The following is an 18,092-nucleotide window of genomic DNA, read 5'->3' as shown; positions in this document are numbered from 1 at the left end:
GCGCGGGAAATGCGGTGGCACCGGGCGGCAGGGACGTGATTAGGCTCCGGTGCCGCCCTACCCCTTTGGAGGAACATGCCGACCCCGCCGCCGTCCCGGATGCGCCCCGACGAGCTCGACATCGACACCGAACTGGTGGAGCGACTGGTCGCCGAGCAGTTCCCCGAGTGGGCCTCGCTGCCGGTGCGGCCGGTGCGGTCCGCCGGGACGGACAACGCCATGTACCGGCTGGGGGACGCTCTCGTCGTACGGCTGCCCCGGCTCGCCGACGGGGCGGGGCAGATCCAGCGGGAGCACCGGTGGCTGCCCGTGCTGGCGCCCCGGTTGCCGTTGTCCGTGCCGGTGCCGGTGGCGGTGGGCGCGCCGGGGACGGGGTACGGGCTGAGCTGGGGCGTGTACGAGTGGCGGGAGGGTGACAACGCCGTCGATGCTCCCCTCCGGCACAACACCCTGGCCGCAGAGCAGTTGGGGCGGTTTGTCGCCGCGCTGCGTCGCCTCGACGCCCAGGGCGCGCCGCCCTCCTACCGGGGCGGCCCTCCCGGACGCGAGGACGGCTCCATACGGGCCGCGATCCGGGATCTCGGGTCCGACGGGACCATCGACCCGGCACTCGCGACCGACGTATGGGAGCGGACTCTGCGGCTGCCCGACTGGGGCCGCGAGCCGGTCTGGCTGCACGGTGATCTGCTGCCGGGCAATCTGCTCACCGCCGACGGGCAACTGACCGCCGTCATCGACTTCGGGTGTCTCGGTGTCGGGGATCCGGCGGCGGATCTGATGGCCGCGTGGACCGTGTTCACCGCCGACACGCGGGAGGTGTTCCGCGCCGCCGCCGAGGTCGACGACGCGACCTGGGAGCGAGGCCGCGGCTGGGCCCTGCGCTTCGGCCTGTCGGCCGAGCACTACTACGGCGAGGTCTTCGGCAACGGGATGAACCCGGTGCTGGCCGGTGTCGGGCGGCGTGCCGTCGCCGAAGTGCTGGCGGAGTGCGGCTAGGGCCTTTCGTTTGGATCAGCCTGGCTCTGATCGACGGTCCGTCGTGACTGAGCCGAGCGGGGGCGATGGGGGTGCCCCCGCGCGAGGTTGTTCGAGCGTGGGGGAGCGTGCAGCTGCAAGGCGGAGGAGGGAGTCGACGCGGAGCGTCGGCGACCGACGACAACGCGGCAGATGCGCGTGCCAGACCCCGCGACGCCAGGATGATCCAAACGACAGGCCCTAGTCGGCTGCTCCGGGGACCACCAGGTCGTGCACCGGGCGCGGGGCTGTGTCCAGGAGTCCGGGGAGGTCGGTGTGGGTGGACTCCAGGAAGCCCGCTGCTGTGTTGGAGAGCAGGGACAGGGTGTGGGTGATCTGGTAGGGCTCCAGGGGGTGGGTCAGCAGGGTGGCTCGGGTGCTGCTCAGGGGTGCGGGGTGGTACGTGATCGGGGTGCCGTGGTGCTTGGTCAGGAGGTCGGCTATGTCCGCGCCGCCCAGGGCTGTGACTCCCTCCAGTTCGTAGGTGCGGCCCGCGTGGGGGCCGGGGGTGCCGGCCGTCAGGGCGCGGTCCGATTCCGCGGCCACGCGCACCGTGACGTCCGCCAGGTCCTGTCTCGCCACGACCGACATGCGGCCCGTTCCGTAGGCCGCCGAGAAGACGCCGGTTTCGGCGGCCTCGGCGGCGGCCTGGGAGGAGAGGGCGCCCAGGAGTTCGGCGTAGAGGCCGTTGCGGAGGACGGTGGTGGTGAAGGGGGACCGGGTCAGGCGGGACTCCGTCCAGCGGTGCGGGACGGCGAGGGTCGTGCGCTCGCCCGACGCCGCCAGGCTTGTGTAGATCACGTGGCGGATTCCCGCCTCCGCCGCCGCTTCGGCCACCGCTCCGTGGCGGGTCAGGACCACGTCGTCCTCGGCGTATCCGGCGGAGATCATCACCAGGACGTCCACCCCGGCGAACCCCGCCCGCAGACTCTCCGGGTCGTCGAAGTCGATGCGGCGGGCCGTGCCGCCGTCGGCGGTGCGGGTGCCCGGGACCACCTCCAAGTCCTCCAGTTCCGACAGGCCCCGGTACACCAGGCCGCCGAGGGCTCCGGACACTCCGGTCACGAGAATCATTCGGGTGCTCCATGCGTTGGACGGTCATGAACAGCACCGAGCATCCGTCGAGTTCGGCGGTCCCGTAAGGAGGCACTTTCGTGTCAGGCCCTAACACCGCGGTAGGTTCCCAGGTCAACGGCGGTACCCCGCTCGGGCCCTGTGGTGACGACGACTGCGGAATCCGGGATGTGCTGGACCGGCTCGGCGACCGGTGGACCGTGCTGGTCGTCGTCGAGCTCGCCAAGGGCAGCCGCCGTTACGGGGAGTTGGAGCGCGCGATCCCCGGTATCTCGCAGCGCATGCTGTCCCTCACCACCAAACGGCTGTGCCGCGACGGGCTCACCGAGCGCATCGTGCACCCCACGCTCCCGCCCCAGGTCGAGTACCGGCTCACCCCGATGGGCCGGAGCCTGTCAGTCATGATCTCGGCGCTGGCCGACTGGTCCCGGGAGAACAAATCCGCCATCGCCGAGGCGCGGGCGCGCTGGGACGGGAGCGTGGGTACCGCCTGACCTCTCAAGCGGCGTACGGCCTGCGCTCCTTGGCCTCCCGGAGCGCCCTCCCCCACCACTCCAGCTGGTCCAGCATCGTCTTCGCCGCCGCGTCCGGCGCCGTCGGGTCCTTCAGGCGGCCGGAGTCGTCGAAGGCGGCGCCCGCGTTGTGGAAGGAGACCGTGTCGCGGACGGTGACGGCGTGGAGTTCGGCGAAGACCTGCCGCAGGTGTTCCGCGGCGCGCAGACCGCCCGCCATTCCGCCGTAGGAGACCAGGGCGACGGGCTTGGCCCGCCACTCCTCGTAGTGCCAGTCGATCAGGTTCTTCAGCCCGGCCGGGTAGGAGTGGTTGTACTCCGGTGTCAGCACGACGAAGGCGTCGGCGCGGGCCAGTTTCGGGGTGACGTCGGCGAGGGCGGCGGCCGCCTGCGCCGTACGGGCGAAGGAGGTCGGCAGGTCGAGCGCGGCGACGTCCACGACCTCGGGCGTGAGGCCCTCGCGGCGCTCGACGTGCTCCAGCAGCCAGTCGGCGACGACCGGGCCGAACCGGCCGTGGCGGTTGCTGCCGATGACGACGGTGACAGTCAGGGGTTCCGTTGCGGAAGTCATGCCGTCAGGCTCGTACCTCAAGCTTTGTTGAGGTCAAGCGGCGGTCCGGGTCGGGTCCGGGTCACCCGTTCACACCCGCCGTCCGCGCACTTGCCCGGCACCCGTACGAACCCGGCGTGACCTGGAGAAACGTCAAGCGGCGCCGGTACGCCTGACACCCATTCACCCCAATTCTGACGCCCCCTCAGGAAGCGGCGCGGGCCCGCTGCCCCTACCTCTAAAGGACAGTGACCCACCGCTGCACCAGGGAGCAACGATGCGCCTGACCGCCCGTCTGCTGACCGGGACCGCGCTCGCCGTCTCCGCCGCCGGACTGGTCTGCGCCCCGGCGTACAGCGCGGGGTCGGGCGGTCTGGAGGTCTCCCCCTCCTCGGTCGTACCGGGTGACCCGGTCACCGTCACCACGTCGGCCTGCGCGGACGGCGGTACGGCGGCGGGCGATGCCAGCGCGGTGGGCGCCGGTGCGTTCACGCTGGCTCCGGGCGCCCGCAGCGGGAGCGCCGTCGGGCAGTTCCGGGTGCCGCCGAGCGCGCACCCGGGGACGTACGAGATCACCGCGGCCTGCGCCGGGGGCGGCCGGAAGGTGACCGGTGATCTGGTGGTGACGCTCACCGCGCACCCCACGCATCCGCGGGGCGGTGTGAAGACGGGGGTCGGTGGCGCGCTCGGCCCCGACCCCGTGCAGACCGCGGCCGGCGTGGCGGCTCTCGCCGTCGCCGCCGCGGGCGGTACCTGGCTCCTGCATCGCCGGGCGAGAGGCGACGGGATCTGACGGGCACCCTCCGCTGTCCGTCCCGCCGGTACCGCATGTCCCCTCCCCCTCCGGGTCCGACGCCCCTCGCGGCCCGGAGGGGGAACAGGGCCCGTCCGTCCAGGAGGCCGAAGCGTGTTCGCGAAGCGCGGCAACACCGCGATAGCCGCCGTCACCGCGGTCGCCCTCTGCTCCGGCGTCTGGCTGCTGCACAACGGCACCGCACCGCACCCCCCGCCGCAGCCCGGCGCCGCACAGGCGCACCCCGATCCCGCCGCCCGCAGGTCCGCCGCGCCCGCGCTGCCCCCCTCCCCGCCGGACCGCATCCGCATCCCCTCGATCCGGGTCGGCGCCCCCTTGATGGGCCTCGGCCTGACCCCCTCCGGCAGCCTGGACGTGCCGCCCGCCGAGCGGGCCGACCTGGCGGGCTGGTACGAGTCCGGCACCACGCCCGGCGAGCGGGGCACCGCGATCGTCGCGGGCCACGTCGACAACGCCGACGGCCCCGCCGTCTTCTACCGCCTCGGCGCGCTGAGGAAGGGCGCCACGGTGGAGGTGGACCGGCGCGACGGCTCCACGGCCGTCTTCACGGTCGACGCCGTCGAGGTGTACGACACCCACGACTTCCCCGACGAGAAGGTCTACGGCGCCGCCCCCCGCCCCGAACTGCGGGTGATCACCTGCGGCGGCGGCTGGTCACGGAGCACCGGGTACCAGGGCAACGTCGTCGTCTTCGCCCACCTGACGGGCGCCCGCTGACGGTGCGCCACAGGCCCTAGGCCAGCCACTGCTCGTACGCCATGTTCGCCACCAGGGCGAACACCACCGTCAGCAGGACGATGCGGACGAAGCCGCTGCCCTTCTTCAGGGCCGTGTGCGCGCCGAGGGTGCCGCCCGCGAGGTTGAAGACGGCCATCAGGGCGGCGAGCTGCCACAGGACCGTGCCCTGCCAGGCGAAGGTGGCCAGGGCGCCCGCGTTGGTGCAGCAGTTGACGATCTTGGCGGTGGCCGAGGCGGTCACCAGGTCGAGGTGGAGGACCGCGGTGAGGGTGAGGACGAGGAAGGTGCCGGTGCCGGGGCCGATCAGTCCGTCGTAGAAGCCGATACCGAGGCCGGCCAGGCCGATCGCGGCGAGGACGCGCCGGGGACCGGCCGGGCCGGTCGCGGGGGCCGTGCCGAAGGCGGGGCGGAGGATGACGAAGGCCGCGACCGCCAGCAGCACCACCATGATCACCGGCTTGAGGACCTCGGTGCTCATCCCGGCCGCGAGGAACGCGCCGCCCGAGGAGCCCGCCAGCGCGGCCACGCCGATGCGGACGGCGAGGCGGACGTCGACCGGGGTCTTGCGGGCGTACGTCACCGCCGCGCCCGTGGTGCCCACGATCGCCACCGCCTTGTTGGTGCCCAGCGCGTAGGCGGCCGGGGTGTTCGCGGGCAGGCCCAGCAGCAGGGCCGGGAGGAGCAGCAGCCCGCCGCCGCCGACCACGGCGTCGATCCAGCCCGCCGCGAGGGCGGCGACGCAGAGGACGACGATCATGGCCAGGGATATGTCGGGCATGATCGCGACCCTACGGGACGGGATACATGCTCTGTCCATCTACCTGAGGGCTTTCTGAGGTTCCGGGCGGGCCGCGCGCAGTCCTCACAGCCCACCCCGGGCGGCTGCCCGGAACCCTCACACCCGGCCCCCGGCACCGCTGAGGGCAGAGTTCCCCGCGTGAAACAGACGTGATGCTGCCGGGTAACACCCGCACCGCACGCTCAATGGCATGACCTCGAATACGCGTGTGGTGGTGATCGGCGCCGGCCTCGCGGGCGTACGGCTCGCCCGGCGGCTCGGCGAGCTCGGCACGCCCGCGCTGCTGATCGGCGAGGAGGAGCACCGGCCCTACAACCGGGTGCTGCTCGCCGAAGTGCTGGCCGGGCGGTACGCCCCCGAGGTGATCGCGCTGCCGACCCCCGACGGGCTGCTGCGCACCCAGGTCACCGGCATCGACCGCGAGGCGCGCACCGTGGCCTGCGCCGACGGCTCGGAGATCGCATACGACACGCTGGTCCTGGCCACCGGCTCCAACCCGGTGCTGCCGCCGCTGCGCGGGCTGTTCATGGAGACGTACCGTGCTGCGCAGCCAGGCGCCACCGGTCCGGCCCGCTCCGGCCGGGGGTCCGGGGGTCGTCCCCCGGGCGGGCACAGCACCCCGGACCACGAGCTGCCCGAGGGCGTGCACGCCTTCCGCACCATGGACGACTGCCTGGGCCTGTCCAAGGCGGTACGGCCCGGAGTGCGCGCGGTCGTCATCGGCGGCGGGCTGCTCGGGGTCTCCGCCGCCCGCGCCCTCGCCGTACGCGGCGCCCAGGTGGTGCTCGCCCAGCAGTCCGAGCGGCTCATGGAGCGCCAGCTCGACCCGGGCGCCTCCAAGCTGGTGCTGCGGCACCTGAAGGACCTCGGCGTCGAGGTGCACACCGAGTGCCGGGTGCGCGACGTGCGCTGCGTCGGCGGCGCGGTCCGCTCGGTGGAGATGGCCGACGGCTACGCCCTCGACGCCGACCTGGTGGTGCTGGCCTGCGGGGTGCACCCGAGGGTCGGTCTCGCCAAGAACGCCGGGCTCGCCGTGCACAAGGGCGTCCTCGTCGACGACGAGCTGCGCACCTCCGACCCGCACATCCGGGCCGTCGGCGACTGCGCCCAGCACGACGGCACCCTCTACGGCCTCGCGACGCCGGCCCTGGAACAGGCCGACGCGCTCGCCGAACTCCTCGCCGGGGACGGCACCGCCCGCTACACCGGCACCCGGGCGCTGACCCGGCTCACCCTGAACGGCAACTCCGTCTTCGACCTCGCCGCCTTCGGCGAGACGGAGGCGCTCCCGGGCGACGACGTCGTCCAGCTCACCGACGCCACCCGCGGCACCTACCGCAAGGTCGTCGTCCGCGACGACCGCGTGATCGGCGGGGTGCTCGTGGGCGAACTCGGCACCGTCGGCGCGCTCGCCCGCGCCTGGGAGGGAGCAGAGCCGCTCCCGGCGGACGGCACCCCCCTGCTCCACCTGCTCACCAACGATGGAGGCTCCTGATGACCGCCACCCCTGGGGCCACCCCCACGATCGTGCTCGTCGGCCACGGCATGGTCGGCCAGCGCTTCCTGGAGGCACTCGCCGAGCGCGGCCTGACCGCCACGCACCGCGTGGTCGTGCTCTGCGAGGAGCCGCGCCCCGCCTACGACCGCGTCGCGCTCACCTCCTACTTCTCGGGCAAGTCCCCCGAGGACCTGTCGATGACCGACATGGAGTTCATCGAGAAGCACGGCATCGAGCTGTTCGTCGGCGACCCGGCGCTGAGCGTGGACCGCGAGGCGAAGAAGGTCACCGCGCAGTCCGGCCAGGTCTTCGACTACGACATCCTCGTCCTGGCCACCGGCTCCTTCCCGTTCGTGCCGCCCGTGCCGAACAAGGACGCCACCGGCTGCTTCGTCTACCGCACGATCGAGGACCTGCTCGCGATCGAGGAGTACGCGAAGAACTCCACGACCGGCGCCGTGGTCGGCGGCGGGCTGCTCGGCCTGGAGGCGGCCGGCGCGCTCAAGGGCCTCGGACTGACCTCCCACATCGTGGAGTTCGCGCCCCGGCTGATGCCGGTGCAGGTCGACGAGGGCGGCGGCGCGGCGCTGCTGCGCACCATCGAGGACATGGGCCTGAGCGTGCACACCGGTGTGGGCACGCAGGAGATCGTCGTCGACGCCTCGGGCCACGTCACCGGCATGAAGCTGTCCGACGGCTCCGAACTCGCCACCGACCTGGTCGTCTTCAGCGCCGGTGTCCGCCCCCGCGACCAGATCGCCCGCGACTGCGGTCTGACGGTCGGCGAGCGCGGCGGCATCGCCGTGGACGAGCAGTGCCGTACGGTCTCCGACCCGAGCGTGTTCGCGATCGGCGAGTGCGCCCTGGCCGCCGACGGCCGGGTGTACGGCCTGGTGGCGCCGGGTTACGAGCAGGCCGAGACGGCCGCCGCGACCATCGCCGCCGACGAGGCCGCCTTCACCGGCGCCGACATGTCCACCAAGCTGAAGCTGCTCGGCGTGGACGTGGCCTCCTTCGGCGACGCGCACGGCACCACCGAGGACTGCCTGGACGTCGTCTACTCCGACTCCCGCGCGGGCCTGTACAAGAAGCTGGTCATCGGCCGCGACGGCACGCTGCTCGGCGGCATCCTGGTCGGCGACGCGGAGGCCTACGGCACCCTGCGCGCCTTCACCGGCTCGGTCCCGCCGGTCTCCCCGGAGTCCCTGGTGCTACCCGCCGGCGCGGGCGCCCCGGCGCAGCTCGGCCCGTCGGCGCTGCCGGACGACGCGGTGATCTGCTCCTGCCACAACGTCACCAAGGGCACGATCCGCGGCGCGGTCACCGAGCACAAGTGCACCACCGTGCCCGAGGTGAAGAAGTGCACCAAGGCCGGTACCGGCTGCGGCAGTTGCGTCAAGGTGCTCGGCCAGCTCGTCAACGCCGAGCTGGAGGCGTCCGGCGTCGAGGTCGACAAGGGCCTGTGCGGCTGCTTCTCGCAGACCCGCGAGGAGCTGTACGAGATCGTCCTCGCCCTGCGCATCAACACCTACCAGGACCTGCTGGACCGTTACGGCCGCGACGGCGCCAAGGGCGGCGACGGCTGCGAGATCTGCAAGCCCGCGGTGGCCTCCATCATCGCCTCGCTCGCCCCGGCCATCGGCGCCGAGCCGTATGTCCTGGACGACATCCAGGCACCCTTGCAGGACACCAACGACCACTTCCTGGCGAACCTGCAGAAGAACGGCTCGTACTCGGTCGTGCCGCGCATCCCCGGTGGTGAGATCACCCCGGAGAAGCTGATCGTGATCGGTGAGATCGCCCGCGACTTCGGCCTCTACACCAAGATCACCGGTGGTCAGCGGATCGACATGTTCGGCGCGCGGGTCGAGCAACTGCCGCTGATCTGGACCCGGTTGGTGGACGCGGGCTTCGAGTCCGGCCACGCCTACGGCAAGTCGCTGCGCACGGTGAAGTCCTGCGTCGGCCAGACCTGGTGCCGCTACGGCGTGCAGGACTCCGTCCGCATGGCGATCGACCTGGAGCTGCGCTACCGGGGCCTGCGCTCCCCGCACAAGCTGAAGTCGGCGGTCTCCGGCTGCCAGCGCGAGTGCGCGGAGGCCCAGTCCAAGGACTTCGGCGTGATCGCCACCGCCAACGGCTGGAACCTCTACGTCGGCGGCAACGGCGGCGCCACCCCGCGCCACGCGGACCTGCTCGCGCAGGACCTCTCCGACGCCGAACTGATCCGGCTGATCGACCGGTTCCTGATGTTCTACATCCGCACCGCCGACCGCCTGGAGCGCACCTCGACCTGGCTGGAGCGGATCCCCGGCGGCCTCGACCACGTCCGCGACGTGGTGGTGGAGGACTCCCTCGGCATCTGCGAGGAGTTGGAGAGCCTGATGGCGGCGCATGTCGCCCACTACCGCGACGAGTGGGCCGAGACCATCAACGACCCCGAGAAGCTGGCCCGGTTCGTGTCCTTCGTCAACGCGCCCGACACCCCCGACCCGGTCGTCGGCTTCGTCCCCGAGCGCGACCAGATCAAGCCCGACCTGCCGCTGCTGTCCATCGGCGTCCGTCCCCTGGAAGGGAGCAACCAGCGATGACCCTGGCCCCCGAGACAACCGACCTCAAGGTCCAACTCCAAGTCGGCGACGACGAGTGGTTCACCGTGTGCGACCTGAGCCGGCTGCTCCCCGGGCGCGGCGTGGCGGCCCTGCTGCCCGACGGCCGCCAGGTGGCGCTGTTCCGGGACCGCGCCGGAGAGCTGTACGCCATCGACAACCGGGACCCGTTCACCGGGGCCGGGGTGCTCTCCCGCGGCCTGACCGGCAGCCTCCAGGGCCGCCCGTTCGTGGCCTCGCCGCTGCTGAAGCAGCGGTTCGACCTCGCCACGGGACAGTGCCTGGACGACGAAACGGTACGGGTGCGGGCGTACACCGTGCGCGCGGCCTGAGTACGGCACCGGGCCCGGCCGACCTCGTTCGGCCGGGCCCTCGGCATGCCCGCCGACGTCACGGTCCCGGCTACGCCACGGCGCGCGCGGCGCCCCGCACCACCGGCCCCGGCCTGCGGCTCGGCCCTTCCCACCGACGATGCCGCACCACCTCGCGCGCCTTGTCGCCCCCGCGCTACCGCAACCCGGCGCCGACGGCCCGCTGTCCCTGGGACTGCCGGCCGCCCACCTGGGTCGCGGCCGTCCGGACATCGGGGGATGACCATGCGCATCGCACGCACACACCGCCGGGCCACCGCGCTCGGCCTCGCCGCTCTCTGCGCGGCCGTACTGGCCACGACCACGGCCTGCGGCTCCTCGGGGGACGGCTCCACGAAGAGCCGCTCGCCGAAGGCCGCCCGGACCTCCGGCGGCTCCGGACAGGCCCTGGAGAACAAGGCGTACGGCTACAACCCGTCCATCTGGGCCACCCGCCGGGACAGCAGCATCGGCGTCTACGGCATCAGCCTGCACGGCCGGAGTTTCACCATCGGCGGCCAGGTCAAGCTGGTGCTGTTCCGGGACGGTGGAGTGCCCGGCGTGCCCTCCTGGTACCGGACCACGACCGCCCGCTCGAAGCCGAACCGGCACGGCGGCGCCTTCGACGTCACGACCGGGCTGCTGGACTGCACGGCGTACGGCTACGGCGTGGACTCCACGCTGATGGCCCTGGACGTCACCACGAACACCTGGTCGAGCAAGGCCCGCGTCTCCACGGGGTGCAGCCGCTGAAAAACTCGCTGGCCTACCGGGGCGGGCGCTGCTTCCATGGCGGACATGGTGTCCTCCGACCGTCTCCTCGCCTTCGCGGCCATGTCGTTCCTGCTGATCGTGGTCCCCGGCCCCAGCGTGCTCTTCGTCGTGGGCCGGGCCCTCGCGCAGGGCCGCAGGGCGGCGCTGATGACGGTGGCCGGGAACACCGTGGGGGCCTACGCGCTGGTCCTCGGCGTGGCCCTGGGCATCGGCACGATCGTGGAGCGGTCCGTGCTCGTCTTCACCCTGCTGAAGCTCGCGGGTGCCGCCTACCTGGTCTATCTGGGCGTGAAGGCGTGGCGGGAGCGGGGCGCGCTGCGGGCGGCCTTCGCCGACGAGACCGAAGCGGCGCCGCGCGGGGGGCTGCGCACCTTCTGGGAGGGGTTCGTGGTCGGGGTGACCAACCCCAAGACGATCGTGTTCTTCGCCGCGGTGCTGCCCCAGTTCGTCGACCCCGGCGCGGGCCACGCCACCGCGCAGATGCTGCTGCTCGGCCTGGTCTTCAATGTCATCGCGCTCGCCTCGGACAGCGTCTGGGGCCTGGCCGCGGCGACCGCCCGGAACTGGTTCGCCCGCTCCCCGCGCCGTCTGTCGGCGGTGGGCGGAGTCGGCGGGATGACGATGATCGGCCTGGGCGTCACGGTCGCGGCGACCGGCCACGCGGACTGACGCTCACGCCTTCGGTACGTCGTAAACGACCCCCGTCAGCCGCTCCGACGCCTCCCACAGGAGCCGCCCCATACGGTCGTCGACGGTCCACGGGGCCCGGCGCGCGGGTGCCGGGGAGACACCGACGAGGGGCGGGCCGGTGAAGGAGTCGGGCCGGACGCCGGGCGCGGTGGCCGCGTACAGCGTCGGCAGGGCGCCGGATGGCGCCGAGCGGGCGAAGAAGCGGTTGCCGGTGCGCATGAGGGTCTCGGTGAGGCGGCGGCCCGTCATACGGGGACCGGCGGTCTGCAGGTTGGTGTCCGCGTAGCCGGGGTGGGCCGCGGCGGCGACCACGTCGGAACCCTGGGCGGCGAGTCTGCGCGACAGCTCGTGCGTGAAGAGCAGGTTGGCGGTCTTGGAGCGGCCATAGGCGAGCCAGCGGTGGTAGCGGCGCTCGCTGTTGAGGTCGGTCAGGTCGACGTTGGACACGGCGTGCATCCAGCTGGAGACCGTGATCACCCGGGCGCCCGGGGTCCGCAGCAGGGCGGGGAGCAGCAGTCCGGCGAGGGCGAAGTGCCCCAGATGATTGATCCCGAACTGCTGCTCGAACCCGTCCGCGGTCGTCCCGTACGGCAGCGCCATCACCCCGGCGTTGTTGACGAGCAGGTCGAGCCGGTCGTACGGCAGCCCCGCCGCGAACTCCCGCACGGAGGCCAGGTCCGCCAGGTCCAGCCGGGCGAACGTCACGTCCGCGCCCGGCACCTCGGCGGCCATCCGGTCCCCGGCCTCCGTGCCGCGCCGCTCACTGCGGCAGGCGAGGACCACGGTAGCGCCCCTGCGGGCCAGTTCGCGTGCCGTGGCGTATCCGATGCCGCTGTTGGCACCGGTGACCACGGCGACGCGTCCGCTCAGGTCCGGGATGTCCTCGGTGTTCCAGGCGGCCATGGACGGGGGTCCCTTTCGCCGGAGGGGCTTGGAGCCTGCCGTGGGTCAGCGTACGAGCGAGGAGCTGTCCGCGTACCCGTCCGGCATGGGCCGGGTGTCCAGGTAGAACCACTCGGCCCCGGGGCCCGGGAAGGCGGCGGGCTGCGGCTCCACCGGCGGTGCGGCGGGCGCCTTGGGCGGGCTCGCCGGGCCCGGCATGAGCAGCTCCACGCGCAGGCCCAGCTTGCGCTGCTGGGCGGTGAACTCCTCCACCTGGTTGCGGCAGGCGTGGTCCAGGTGAGTCACCCCGGTCAGGTCGAGCCGGATGCGCGGCTTGCCGGCCGCGGCGGCGTTCTCCAGCGCCTCGATCACCTGGGGCAGCCGGAGGAAGGTGGCGTTGCCCGCCATGACGACCTTCGCGGTGTCCTCCTCCAGGTGCTGGCGGATCACGGTCCGCGACATGCGCAGCGCGGCCAGCACGATCCCGGCGACGAGACCGACGATCACCCCTTCCAGCAGGGCGGTCGCCACGATCACCAGGGTGGTCACGGTCATCACCACGAACTCGCCGCGGTCCTGCTTCCACATCTTCGGGAACTCGTCGGGCGCGAACAGCTTCCAGCCGCTGTGCACCAGCACCCCGGCCAGCACCGAGATCGGGATGAGCGCCAGCACCACCGGCAGCAGCAGCGCGAAGGCGAGCAGCCACAGACCGTGCAGGGTGCGTGAGAGCCGGGTCTTGGCGCCCGCCTGGACGTTGGCCGAGCTGCGGGCGACGACCGCGGTGATGGGCAGCGCGCCGAGGAGTCCGGCGACGGCGTTGCCGGTGCCCTGGGCGATCAGCTCGGTGTTGTACTGCGTGCGCGGTCCGCTGTGCATCCGGTCCACGGCGGCGGCGGTGAACAGGCTCTCCGCCGAAGCGATGACCGTGAAGGTGAGGATGGAGGTGAGGATCGCCGCGTCCGCGAGCCCCGCGAACTGCTCGGCTCCGGGGAACTGGATCGCGGCGGCCAGATTGCCGACCTGGAGGGTCTTCACCTCCACGCCGGGCAGCGCCGCGACCGCACAGCCGAGGCCCACGGCGACCAGCGGGGCCGGCGCCTTGCCGAGCGGCGCGGGCACCTTCTTCCACAGGAAGCTGAGCACGATGGTGACCACGCCGAGCCCGACCGCGATCATCATCTGCGGGTCGGCCAGCACGGTGGAGAACAGTCCGGGCAGCCCGGCCATGTTCTCGATGGGGGTGCCGGGCGCCTTCGCGTCGGACATCGGGTAGAGCTGGCTGACCATCAGCGGCAGTCCGATACCGGCCAGCATGCCCTGGACCACGGCGAGGGAGATCGCCTGGAACATCCGGCCGAGCCGGATCAGTCCGAGCACGATCTGGAGGATGCCGGAGAACAGCACGATCACCCCGAGGACGGCCACGCCGTTCTCCGCGACCGTCTCCGCGACCAGCGCGGCGAGTCCTGCGGCGGGGCCGCTGACCTGGAGCGTGCTGCCCCGGATCGCGCCCACCACCAGACCGCCGATGACCCCGGAGACGATGCCCAGCTCGGCCGGGACCCCGGAGGCGACGGCCACGCCGATGCACAGCGGCAGGGCGACCAGGAAGACGACGAGGGAGGCGTTGATCTCGGTGCCGAGGTCGAACCCGGCCGCCTTGCCGCCCTTGCCTCCCTTGTTGCCCATGCCGCCCATGCCGCCCATGCCGCCTTTAGGGCCGCCGAGCTTGAGCCCCACCGCTGCCTTGGGGCGGGCGTGGCCGCGTCCCCGTGCGTGCGCCCCGCTCATGCGGCGTGCACCCGGAAGTGGTCGTCCGCGTCCAGCTCGTGCACCCGGCCGGTGTCGACCTCGTAGTACCAGCCGTGCAGCCGCAGTTCGCCGTCGGCCAGGCGGCGCCGCACCACCGGGTGGCTGCGCAGTGCGGCGAGCTGGTTGACGACATTGCGCTGGGCCACGTCGGACAGCGACGGATCGTCGTCGGCGGCGGAGGAGGTGAGCACCTCGGCCAGTGCCGGGCGGGCCGGGCGCAGCCAGGCGTCCACGCCGGGCAGCGCGGACAGGTCGTCGCCGTCGATGAGCGCCCGCATCGCACCGCAGTGTGAGTGACCGCACACGACCACGTCCTGAACGCCGAGCACCTCCAGCGCGTACTCGACTGTGGCGACCTCCCCGGAGGCCCCGCTGCATCCGTACGGGGGCACGATATTGCCCGCGTTGCGCAGCTCGAATATCTCTCCGGGGCGTGCGCCGGTGATCAGTGCGGGGATTACCCGCGAATCCGAGCAGGTAATGAAGAGCACTTCGGGGCATTGCCCTTCGGCCAGTTTCCGGTATTCGTCGCTCTCGAAATCGACGCGTCGCCCGAACGCACGGGCACGGTCCAGCAATGCCTTCAACTCTGCCTCCTGCAAGGGGAGTTCGGCCAGATGACCTCAGCGTAGAGAGGGCCGCACCAGACGAAGGTTAAGAGAAGGACAGGGCCGGGAAAGAAGCCGGACATTGTTTGTCGGGTACCCGGTCCAAATAAACCGGCAACCGCTTTCTGAGCGTCGCGTCACCCCCGGTCGCTCTATCGTGTCGTAGCGTTGAACCGCTGTAGGTTGGCAACTCCACGACACGTCATTCGTGTTGTCCCGATTCCACGGAGAGACAGGACGTATGGGCATACGAGTGCTGCTCATCGAGGACGACGAGACGATCGCCGAGCCGCTCACCGAGGGGCTGGGACACTTCGGCCTGACGGTCGATCACGTCGCCACCGGCACCGAGGGACTGAGAGGTCCGTACAACGACGTCGTCCTGCTGGACCTCGGGTTGCCGGACATGGACGGCATCGACGTCTGCCGGGGCATCCGGCAGGTCTCCGACGTGCCGATCGTCATCCTCAGCGCGCGCGGCGAGGAGGCGGACCGGGTGCTCGGCCTGGAGCTGGGCGCCGACGACTACCTCGCGAAGCCGTTCAGCGTACGGGAGTTGGTGGCCCGGGTACGGGCGGTGACCCGGCGCTCGCAGCGCACCCCGGCGGCCGTCCCCACCGCTCCTACTGCCGTCCCCGCCGCCGGATACTCCTCCGCCGCGTACGAGCCGGCCCCCGAGCCACCCCCCGTACCGCCGCTGGACGCGCCGCTCGAACCGCCGCACGATCCGGGCCCGTTGGTCGTCGACCGCCGCACCCGCCAGGTGTGGGTGGGCGAGACCCCCGTCGCGCTGACGCCGAAGGAGTTCGAGCTGCTGGCGCTGCTCACCGAGGACCCGGGCGCGGTGTACTCCCGGCAGCAGATCCTCGACCGGGTGTGGGACCCGCACTACACCGGGCCGACCAAGACCCTGGACGTCCATGTCGCCGCGCTGCGCAAGAAGTTGGGCCACCCGGCGTGGATCCAGACCCTGCGCGGGGTGGGGTTCCGGCTGGCGGTGCAGAGTGGTCCGGGATCGCAGCAGGCGGACACCCCATGACGGCTCGGCTGCTTCTCACGTACGTCGGCCTGACCCTGCTGGTGCTGCTCGGGCTGGAGATCCCGCTGGGGCTGCGCTACGCGGCCGACGCCCGGGACCGGATCACCGACGCGGCGCGGGCCGAGGCCGAGTCGGCGGCGGCGTACACCGCGCTCAGCATGGCCGGCGGGCAGGGCGACTCGGCGCTGTCGAAGCGCGCGGCGCACTGCGCGGAGCGCGTCGGCGGGCGGATGGTGATCGTCGACGGCGCGGGCCGGGTGCTGGCCTCCTCCCACCCGCTGTCCGCCGAGGCGGCGGGCGAGCTGCCCCGGCGGCCCGGGATCGCGGCGATACTCAAGGGCGCGGACACCATGGACGTGCGCACGGCGACGGTCGGCGGCACGGAGCAGCTGTCGGTCACCGCGCCGGTCGCCGACGGTATGCGGGGGGCCGTCTGGCTCACGGTGCCGACGCAGACGGTGCGGGACCGGGTGAACCAGGTGTGGCTGCTGCTGTGGGTGGGCGGGCTCGTGGTGCTCGGCGCGGTGGCGGTGATCGGACTCGGGCTCGCCCGCTGGGCGGGGCATCCGATCCGCGAACTGGAGCGCGCGACGCACGCGTTGGCGGAGGGCGGCATGCCCGCACCGGTCCCGGTCACGAAGGGCCCGCGCGAAGTACGCCGACTGGCGGCGGCGTTCAACCGTACGGCCGCCCGGCTGGCCCATCTCCTCGCCGCGCAGCGGGCGTTCGCCGGTGAGGCCTCGCACCAGCTGCGCACCCCGCTGGCCGCGCTGCGGCTGCGTCTGGAGAACCTGGAGCCGAATGTGCGCGCGGCGGGCCGGGGCAGCCTCGCCGCCGCGGTGACCGAGACCGACCGGCTGGCCCGGATGGTCGAGGGCCTGCTGGCGATGGCCCGGCTGGAGGAGGACGCGGCCACTCCGCTCCCGGTCGACGTGGGCGAGGTGTGCGCGGAACGGCACGCGACCTGGCTGCCGTTGTTCCAGCGCGAGGGCGTCGACCTCGTCCTCTTCGCGGGCAGCGTGGGCCCGGTGATGGCGGTACCAGGGGCGGTCGAGCAGATCCTGGACAACCTGCTCTCCAACGCCCTGCGGGCCTCCCCCGTCGACAGCGCGGTGACGATCGAACTCCGGCTCTCCCGCAGCGCCCGCGCCCTGCGCGACAGCCGCCCCCACTGGGTCGACCTGCACGTCACCGACGAGGGCCCCGGCATGAACCCGGAGCAGCGCAAACGCGCCTTCGACCGCTTCTGGCGCGCGCCGGGCGCCCCCAAGGGCGGCACCGGACTCGGCCTCTCCCTGGTCCAACGCCTGGCCATGGCGAGCGGCGGCTCGGCCACCCTGCACGCGGCGACGACGGGCGGCCTGGACGCGGTGGTCCGCCTCCCCTCCGCCCTGCCCCCACACATCCCCCGCCAGCCACGCGGCCGAACGGGGGCCCGCCGCCGGGAGGTTCCGGCACTCCCGGGGTGACCCGCGCTCCCGAGCGGAGAGTTACCACGCGGTCACGTCACGCTTGCATCACAGGTCCGTCCAACCGCCCCATCCCCACGAGCACCCCTCAATACGGTTCAACACCTCACAACCATTGGGGGGTTGCCATATGAGGCATGTCCGCACATCCACGGCGCTGGCCGTGGCCGCTCTCGCCCTGACCCTGTCCTCCGGCGCGGCCGTGGCGCACGACGGCGACCATCCGTTCGCCAACTGCGCGGAGGCGTACGAGAACGGCTATGCCAACATCGCCGAAGGAGACGAGCACTACGGCGGTCACCTGGACCGGGACAAGGACGGCATCGGCTGCGACCAGCCACCCGCGGACTTCGAACCGGCCACCGACGCCGACGCCGCCGAGGACACGGCCGAGGACGACCGCACCGACCTGGCCGCCACCGGCGGCAACAGCGCCACGCCCTATTTCGCGGGCGGCGGCGCCGCGGTCCTGCTCGCGGGCGCCGGCGTCCTCCTGACCGTCCGCCGCCGTCGCGGCGCCACGCAGTAGACAACGCGAAGGGGCGCCGCCCCCGGAAATCGGCGGAGTCGGCGCCCTGCTCACCACCGCCGTACTCGCACTGGGCCCCATGGCGCCGTCGGCTTCCGCCGATGGCCGTGACGGCCTGCTGGGTCTCGACGGCTCAGGCGAAGGGTTGAATATCAACTTCGACATTGCCCAAACCGTTTGGACAGTCCTGGTCAGCACTGCGCTGAAGCCGCTTTGCCTGAATGGCGCAGATTCGCCGAAGGATGCCTTCATCATTTGCCCCGTGACCGATGAAGCCGTGGACGCCTCTTGGGGAATTGGCGGGGTGCCGAACACGCCGTGACGCCGG

General features: G+C 72.4%; 19 protein-coding genes. 13 read left to right on the top strand and 6 right to left on the bottom strand.

Features of this window, described 5'->3' with window-relative positions; genetic code table 11:
- The first annotated feature begins 75 nt into the window (after positions 1 to 75).
- Entirely contained in the window at positions 76 to 996 is a 921-nt protein-coding gene (locus GA0115233_RS01645) for an aminoglycoside phosphotransferase family protein (RefSeq protein WP_093718206.1), read from the top strand.
- Positions 997 to 1,215: 219 nt separating this feature from the next.
- Here GA0115233_RS01645 and GA0115233_RS01640 read toward each other — a convergent pair whose 3' ends face one another.
- Positions 1,216 to 2,088 carry an NmrA family NAD(P)-binding protein gene (locus GA0115233_RS01640; protein WP_093718205.1) on the bottom strand — a complete coding sequence of 291 codons (873 nt, stop codon included), beginning with the start codon at positions 2,086 to 2,088 and terminating at the stop codon, positions 1,216 to 1,218.
- An 80-nt stretch (positions 2,089 to 2,168) separates the two neighbouring features.
- Between GA0115233_RS01640 and GA0115233_RS01635 the strand changes: the two genes are divergently transcribed.
- A complete protein-coding gene (locus GA0115233_RS01635) occupies positions 2,169 to 2,582 on the top strand; it encodes a winged helix-turn-helix transcriptional regulator (protein ID WP_093718204.1) in 414 nt (137 codons plus the stop codon).
- A 4-nt stretch (positions 2,583 to 2,586) separates the two neighbouring features.
- On the opposite strand, the gene GA0115233_RS01630 is transcribed toward GA0115233_RS01635, so the two are convergent.
- On the bottom strand, positions 2,587 to 3,171 hold the full coding sequence (locus GA0115233_RS01630; protein ID WP_093718203.1) for an NADPH-dependent FMN reductase: 585 nt from the start codon (positions 3,169 to 3,171) through the stop codon (positions 2,587 to 2,589).
- A 256-nt stretch (positions 3,172 to 3,427) separates the two neighbouring features.
- On the opposite strand from GA0115233_RS01630, the gene GA0115233_RS01625 reads away from it, so the two are divergent.
- Positions 3,428 to 3,943, top strand: coding sequence for a hypothetical protein (locus GA0115233_RS01625; RefSeq protein ID WP_093718202.1), 516 nt, complete (start codon positions 3,428 to 3,430; stop codon positions 3,941 to 3,943).
- A 114-nt stretch (positions 3,944 to 4,057) separates the two neighbouring features.
- On the top strand, positions 4,058 to 4,681 hold the full coding sequence (locus GA0115233_RS01620) for a class F sortase (RefSeq protein WP_093718201.1): 624 nt from the start codon (positions 4,058 to 4,060) through the stop codon (positions 4,679 to 4,681).
- Between the two features lie 16 nt (positions 4,682 to 4,697).
- Here the strand turns inward: GA0115233_RS01620 and GA0115233_RS01615 are convergent, their stop codons facing one another.
- Positions 4,698 to 5,480: a sulfite exporter TauE/SafE family protein gene (locus tag GA0115233_RS01615; protein WP_093718200.1), complete on the bottom strand. Its 783-nt coding sequence runs from the start codon at positions 5,478 to 5,480 to the stop codon at positions 4,698 to 4,700.
- Between the two features lie 211 nt (positions 5,481 to 5,691).
- Here GA0115233_RS01615 and GA0115233_RS01610 point away from each other — a divergent pair, with 211 nt between their 5' ends.
- The 5 genes from GA0115233_RS01610 to GA0115233_RS01590 all read left to right on the top strand — a co-directional run bounded on the left by GA0115233_RS01610 (position 5,692) and on the right by GA0115233_RS01590 (position 11,401).
- Complete coding sequence (locus GA0115233_RS01610) at positions 5,692 to 6,996, top strand: NAD(P)/FAD-dependent oxidoreductase (protein ID WP_093718199.1); 1,305 nt, start codon at positions 5,692 to 5,694, stop codon at positions 6,994 to 6,996.
- Positions 6,996 to 9,590: a nitrite reductase large subunit NirB gene (nirB, locus tag GA0115233_RS01605; RefSeq protein ID WP_093718198.1), complete on the top strand. Its 2,595-nt coding sequence runs from the start codon at positions 6,996 to 6,998 to the stop codon at positions 9,588 to 9,590. The genes GA0115233_RS01610 and nirB overlap by 1 nt, the downstream gene beginning before the upstream one ends.
- Positions 9,587 to 9,940, top strand: a complete 354-nt coding sequence (gene nirD, locus GA0115233_RS01600; RefSeq protein ID WP_093718197.1) for a nitrite reductase small subunit NirD — start codon at positions 9,587 to 9,589, stop codon at positions 9,938 to 9,940. The genes nirB and nirD overlap by 4 nt, the downstream gene beginning before the upstream one ends.
- Before the next feature lie 264 nt (positions 9,941 to 10,204).
- Positions 10,205 to 10,711, top strand: coding sequence for a hypothetical protein (locus tag GA0115233_RS01595; protein WP_176711602.1), 507 nt, complete (start codon positions 10,205 to 10,207; stop codon positions 10,709 to 10,711).
- A 45-nt stretch (positions 10,712 to 10,756) separates the two neighbouring features.
- Positions 10,757 to 11,401, top strand: coding sequence for a LysE family translocator (locus tag GA0115233_RS01590; RefSeq protein WP_093718292.1), 645 nt, complete (start codon positions 10,757 to 10,759; stop codon positions 11,399 to 11,401).
- A 3-nt stretch (positions 11,402 to 11,404) separates the two neighbouring features.
- Here the strand turns inward: GA0115233_RS01590 and GA0115233_RS01585 are convergent, their stop codons facing one another.
- The 3 genes from GA0115233_RS01585 to GA0115233_RS01575 all read right to left on the bottom strand — a co-directional run bounded on the left by GA0115233_RS01585 (position 11,405) and on the right by GA0115233_RS01575 (position 14,706).
- On the bottom strand, positions 11,405 to 12,325 hold the full coding sequence (locus tag GA0115233_RS01585) for an oxidoreductase (RefSeq protein WP_093718195.1): 921 nt from the start codon (positions 12,323 to 12,325) through the stop codon (positions 11,405 to 11,407).
- A 45-nt stretch (positions 12,326 to 12,370) separates the two neighbouring features.
- On the bottom strand, positions 12,371 to 14,005 hold the full coding sequence (locus GA0115233_RS01580; protein ID WP_255310024.1) for a SulP family inorganic anion transporter: 1,635 nt from the start codon (positions 14,003 to 14,005) through the stop codon (positions 12,371 to 12,373).
- Positions 14,006 to 14,094: 89 nt separating this feature from the next.
- Positions 14,095 to 14,706 (bottom strand): carbonic anhydrase, encoded by a 612-nt coding sequence (locus GA0115233_RS01575; RefSeq protein ID WP_093718193.1) that lies wholly within the window; start codon positions 14,704 to 14,706, stop codon positions 14,095 to 14,097.
- Positions 14,707 to 14,968: 262 nt separating this feature from the next.
- Here GA0115233_RS01575 and GA0115233_RS01570 point away from each other — a divergent pair, with 262 nt between their 5' ends.
- The 4 genes from GA0115233_RS01570 (at position 14,969) to GA0115233_RS40525 (ending at position 18,086) form a co-directional block, all read left to right on the top strand.
- Positions 14,969 to 15,766 carry a response regulator transcription factor gene (locus tag GA0115233_RS01570; RefSeq protein WP_176711601.1) on the top strand — a complete coding sequence of 266 codons (798 nt, stop codon included), beginning with the start codon at positions 14,969 to 14,971 and terminating at the stop codon, positions 15,764 to 15,766.
- Positions 15,763 to 17,235 carry a sensor histidine kinase gene (locus GA0115233_RS01565; RefSeq protein WP_093718192.1) on the top strand — a complete coding sequence of 491 codons (1,473 nt, stop codon included), beginning with the start codon at positions 15,763 to 15,765 and terminating at the stop codon, positions 17,233 to 17,235. The genes GA0115233_RS01570 and GA0115233_RS01565 overlap by 4 nt, the downstream gene beginning before the upstream one ends.
- A gap of 130 nt (positions 17,236 to 17,365) precedes the next feature.
- Positions 17,366 to 17,764 (top strand): excalibur calcium-binding domain-containing protein, encoded by a 399-nt coding sequence (locus GA0115233_RS01560; RefSeq protein ID WP_093718191.1) that lies wholly within the window; start codon positions 17,366 to 17,368, stop codon positions 17,762 to 17,764.
- 79 nt (positions 17,765 to 17,843) lie between these two features.
- Complete coding sequence (locus GA0115233_RS40525; protein ID WP_141689462.1) at positions 17,844 to 18,086, top strand: hypothetical protein; 243 nt, start codon at positions 17,844 to 17,846, stop codon at positions 18,084 to 18,086.
- The last annotated feature ends 6 nt before the right edge of the window (positions 18,087 to 18,092 follow it).

It is taken from the genome of Streptomyces sp. DI166 (genome assembly GCF_900091315.1).
GTDB classification, from domain to species: domain Bacteria; phylum Actinomycetota; class Actinomycetes; order Streptomycetales; family Streptomycetaceae; genus Streptomyces; species Streptomyces fuscus.
The sequence above is the reverse complement of the archived record's forward strand: the minus strand, read 5'-3'. Positions and strand labels throughout refer to the sequence as shown.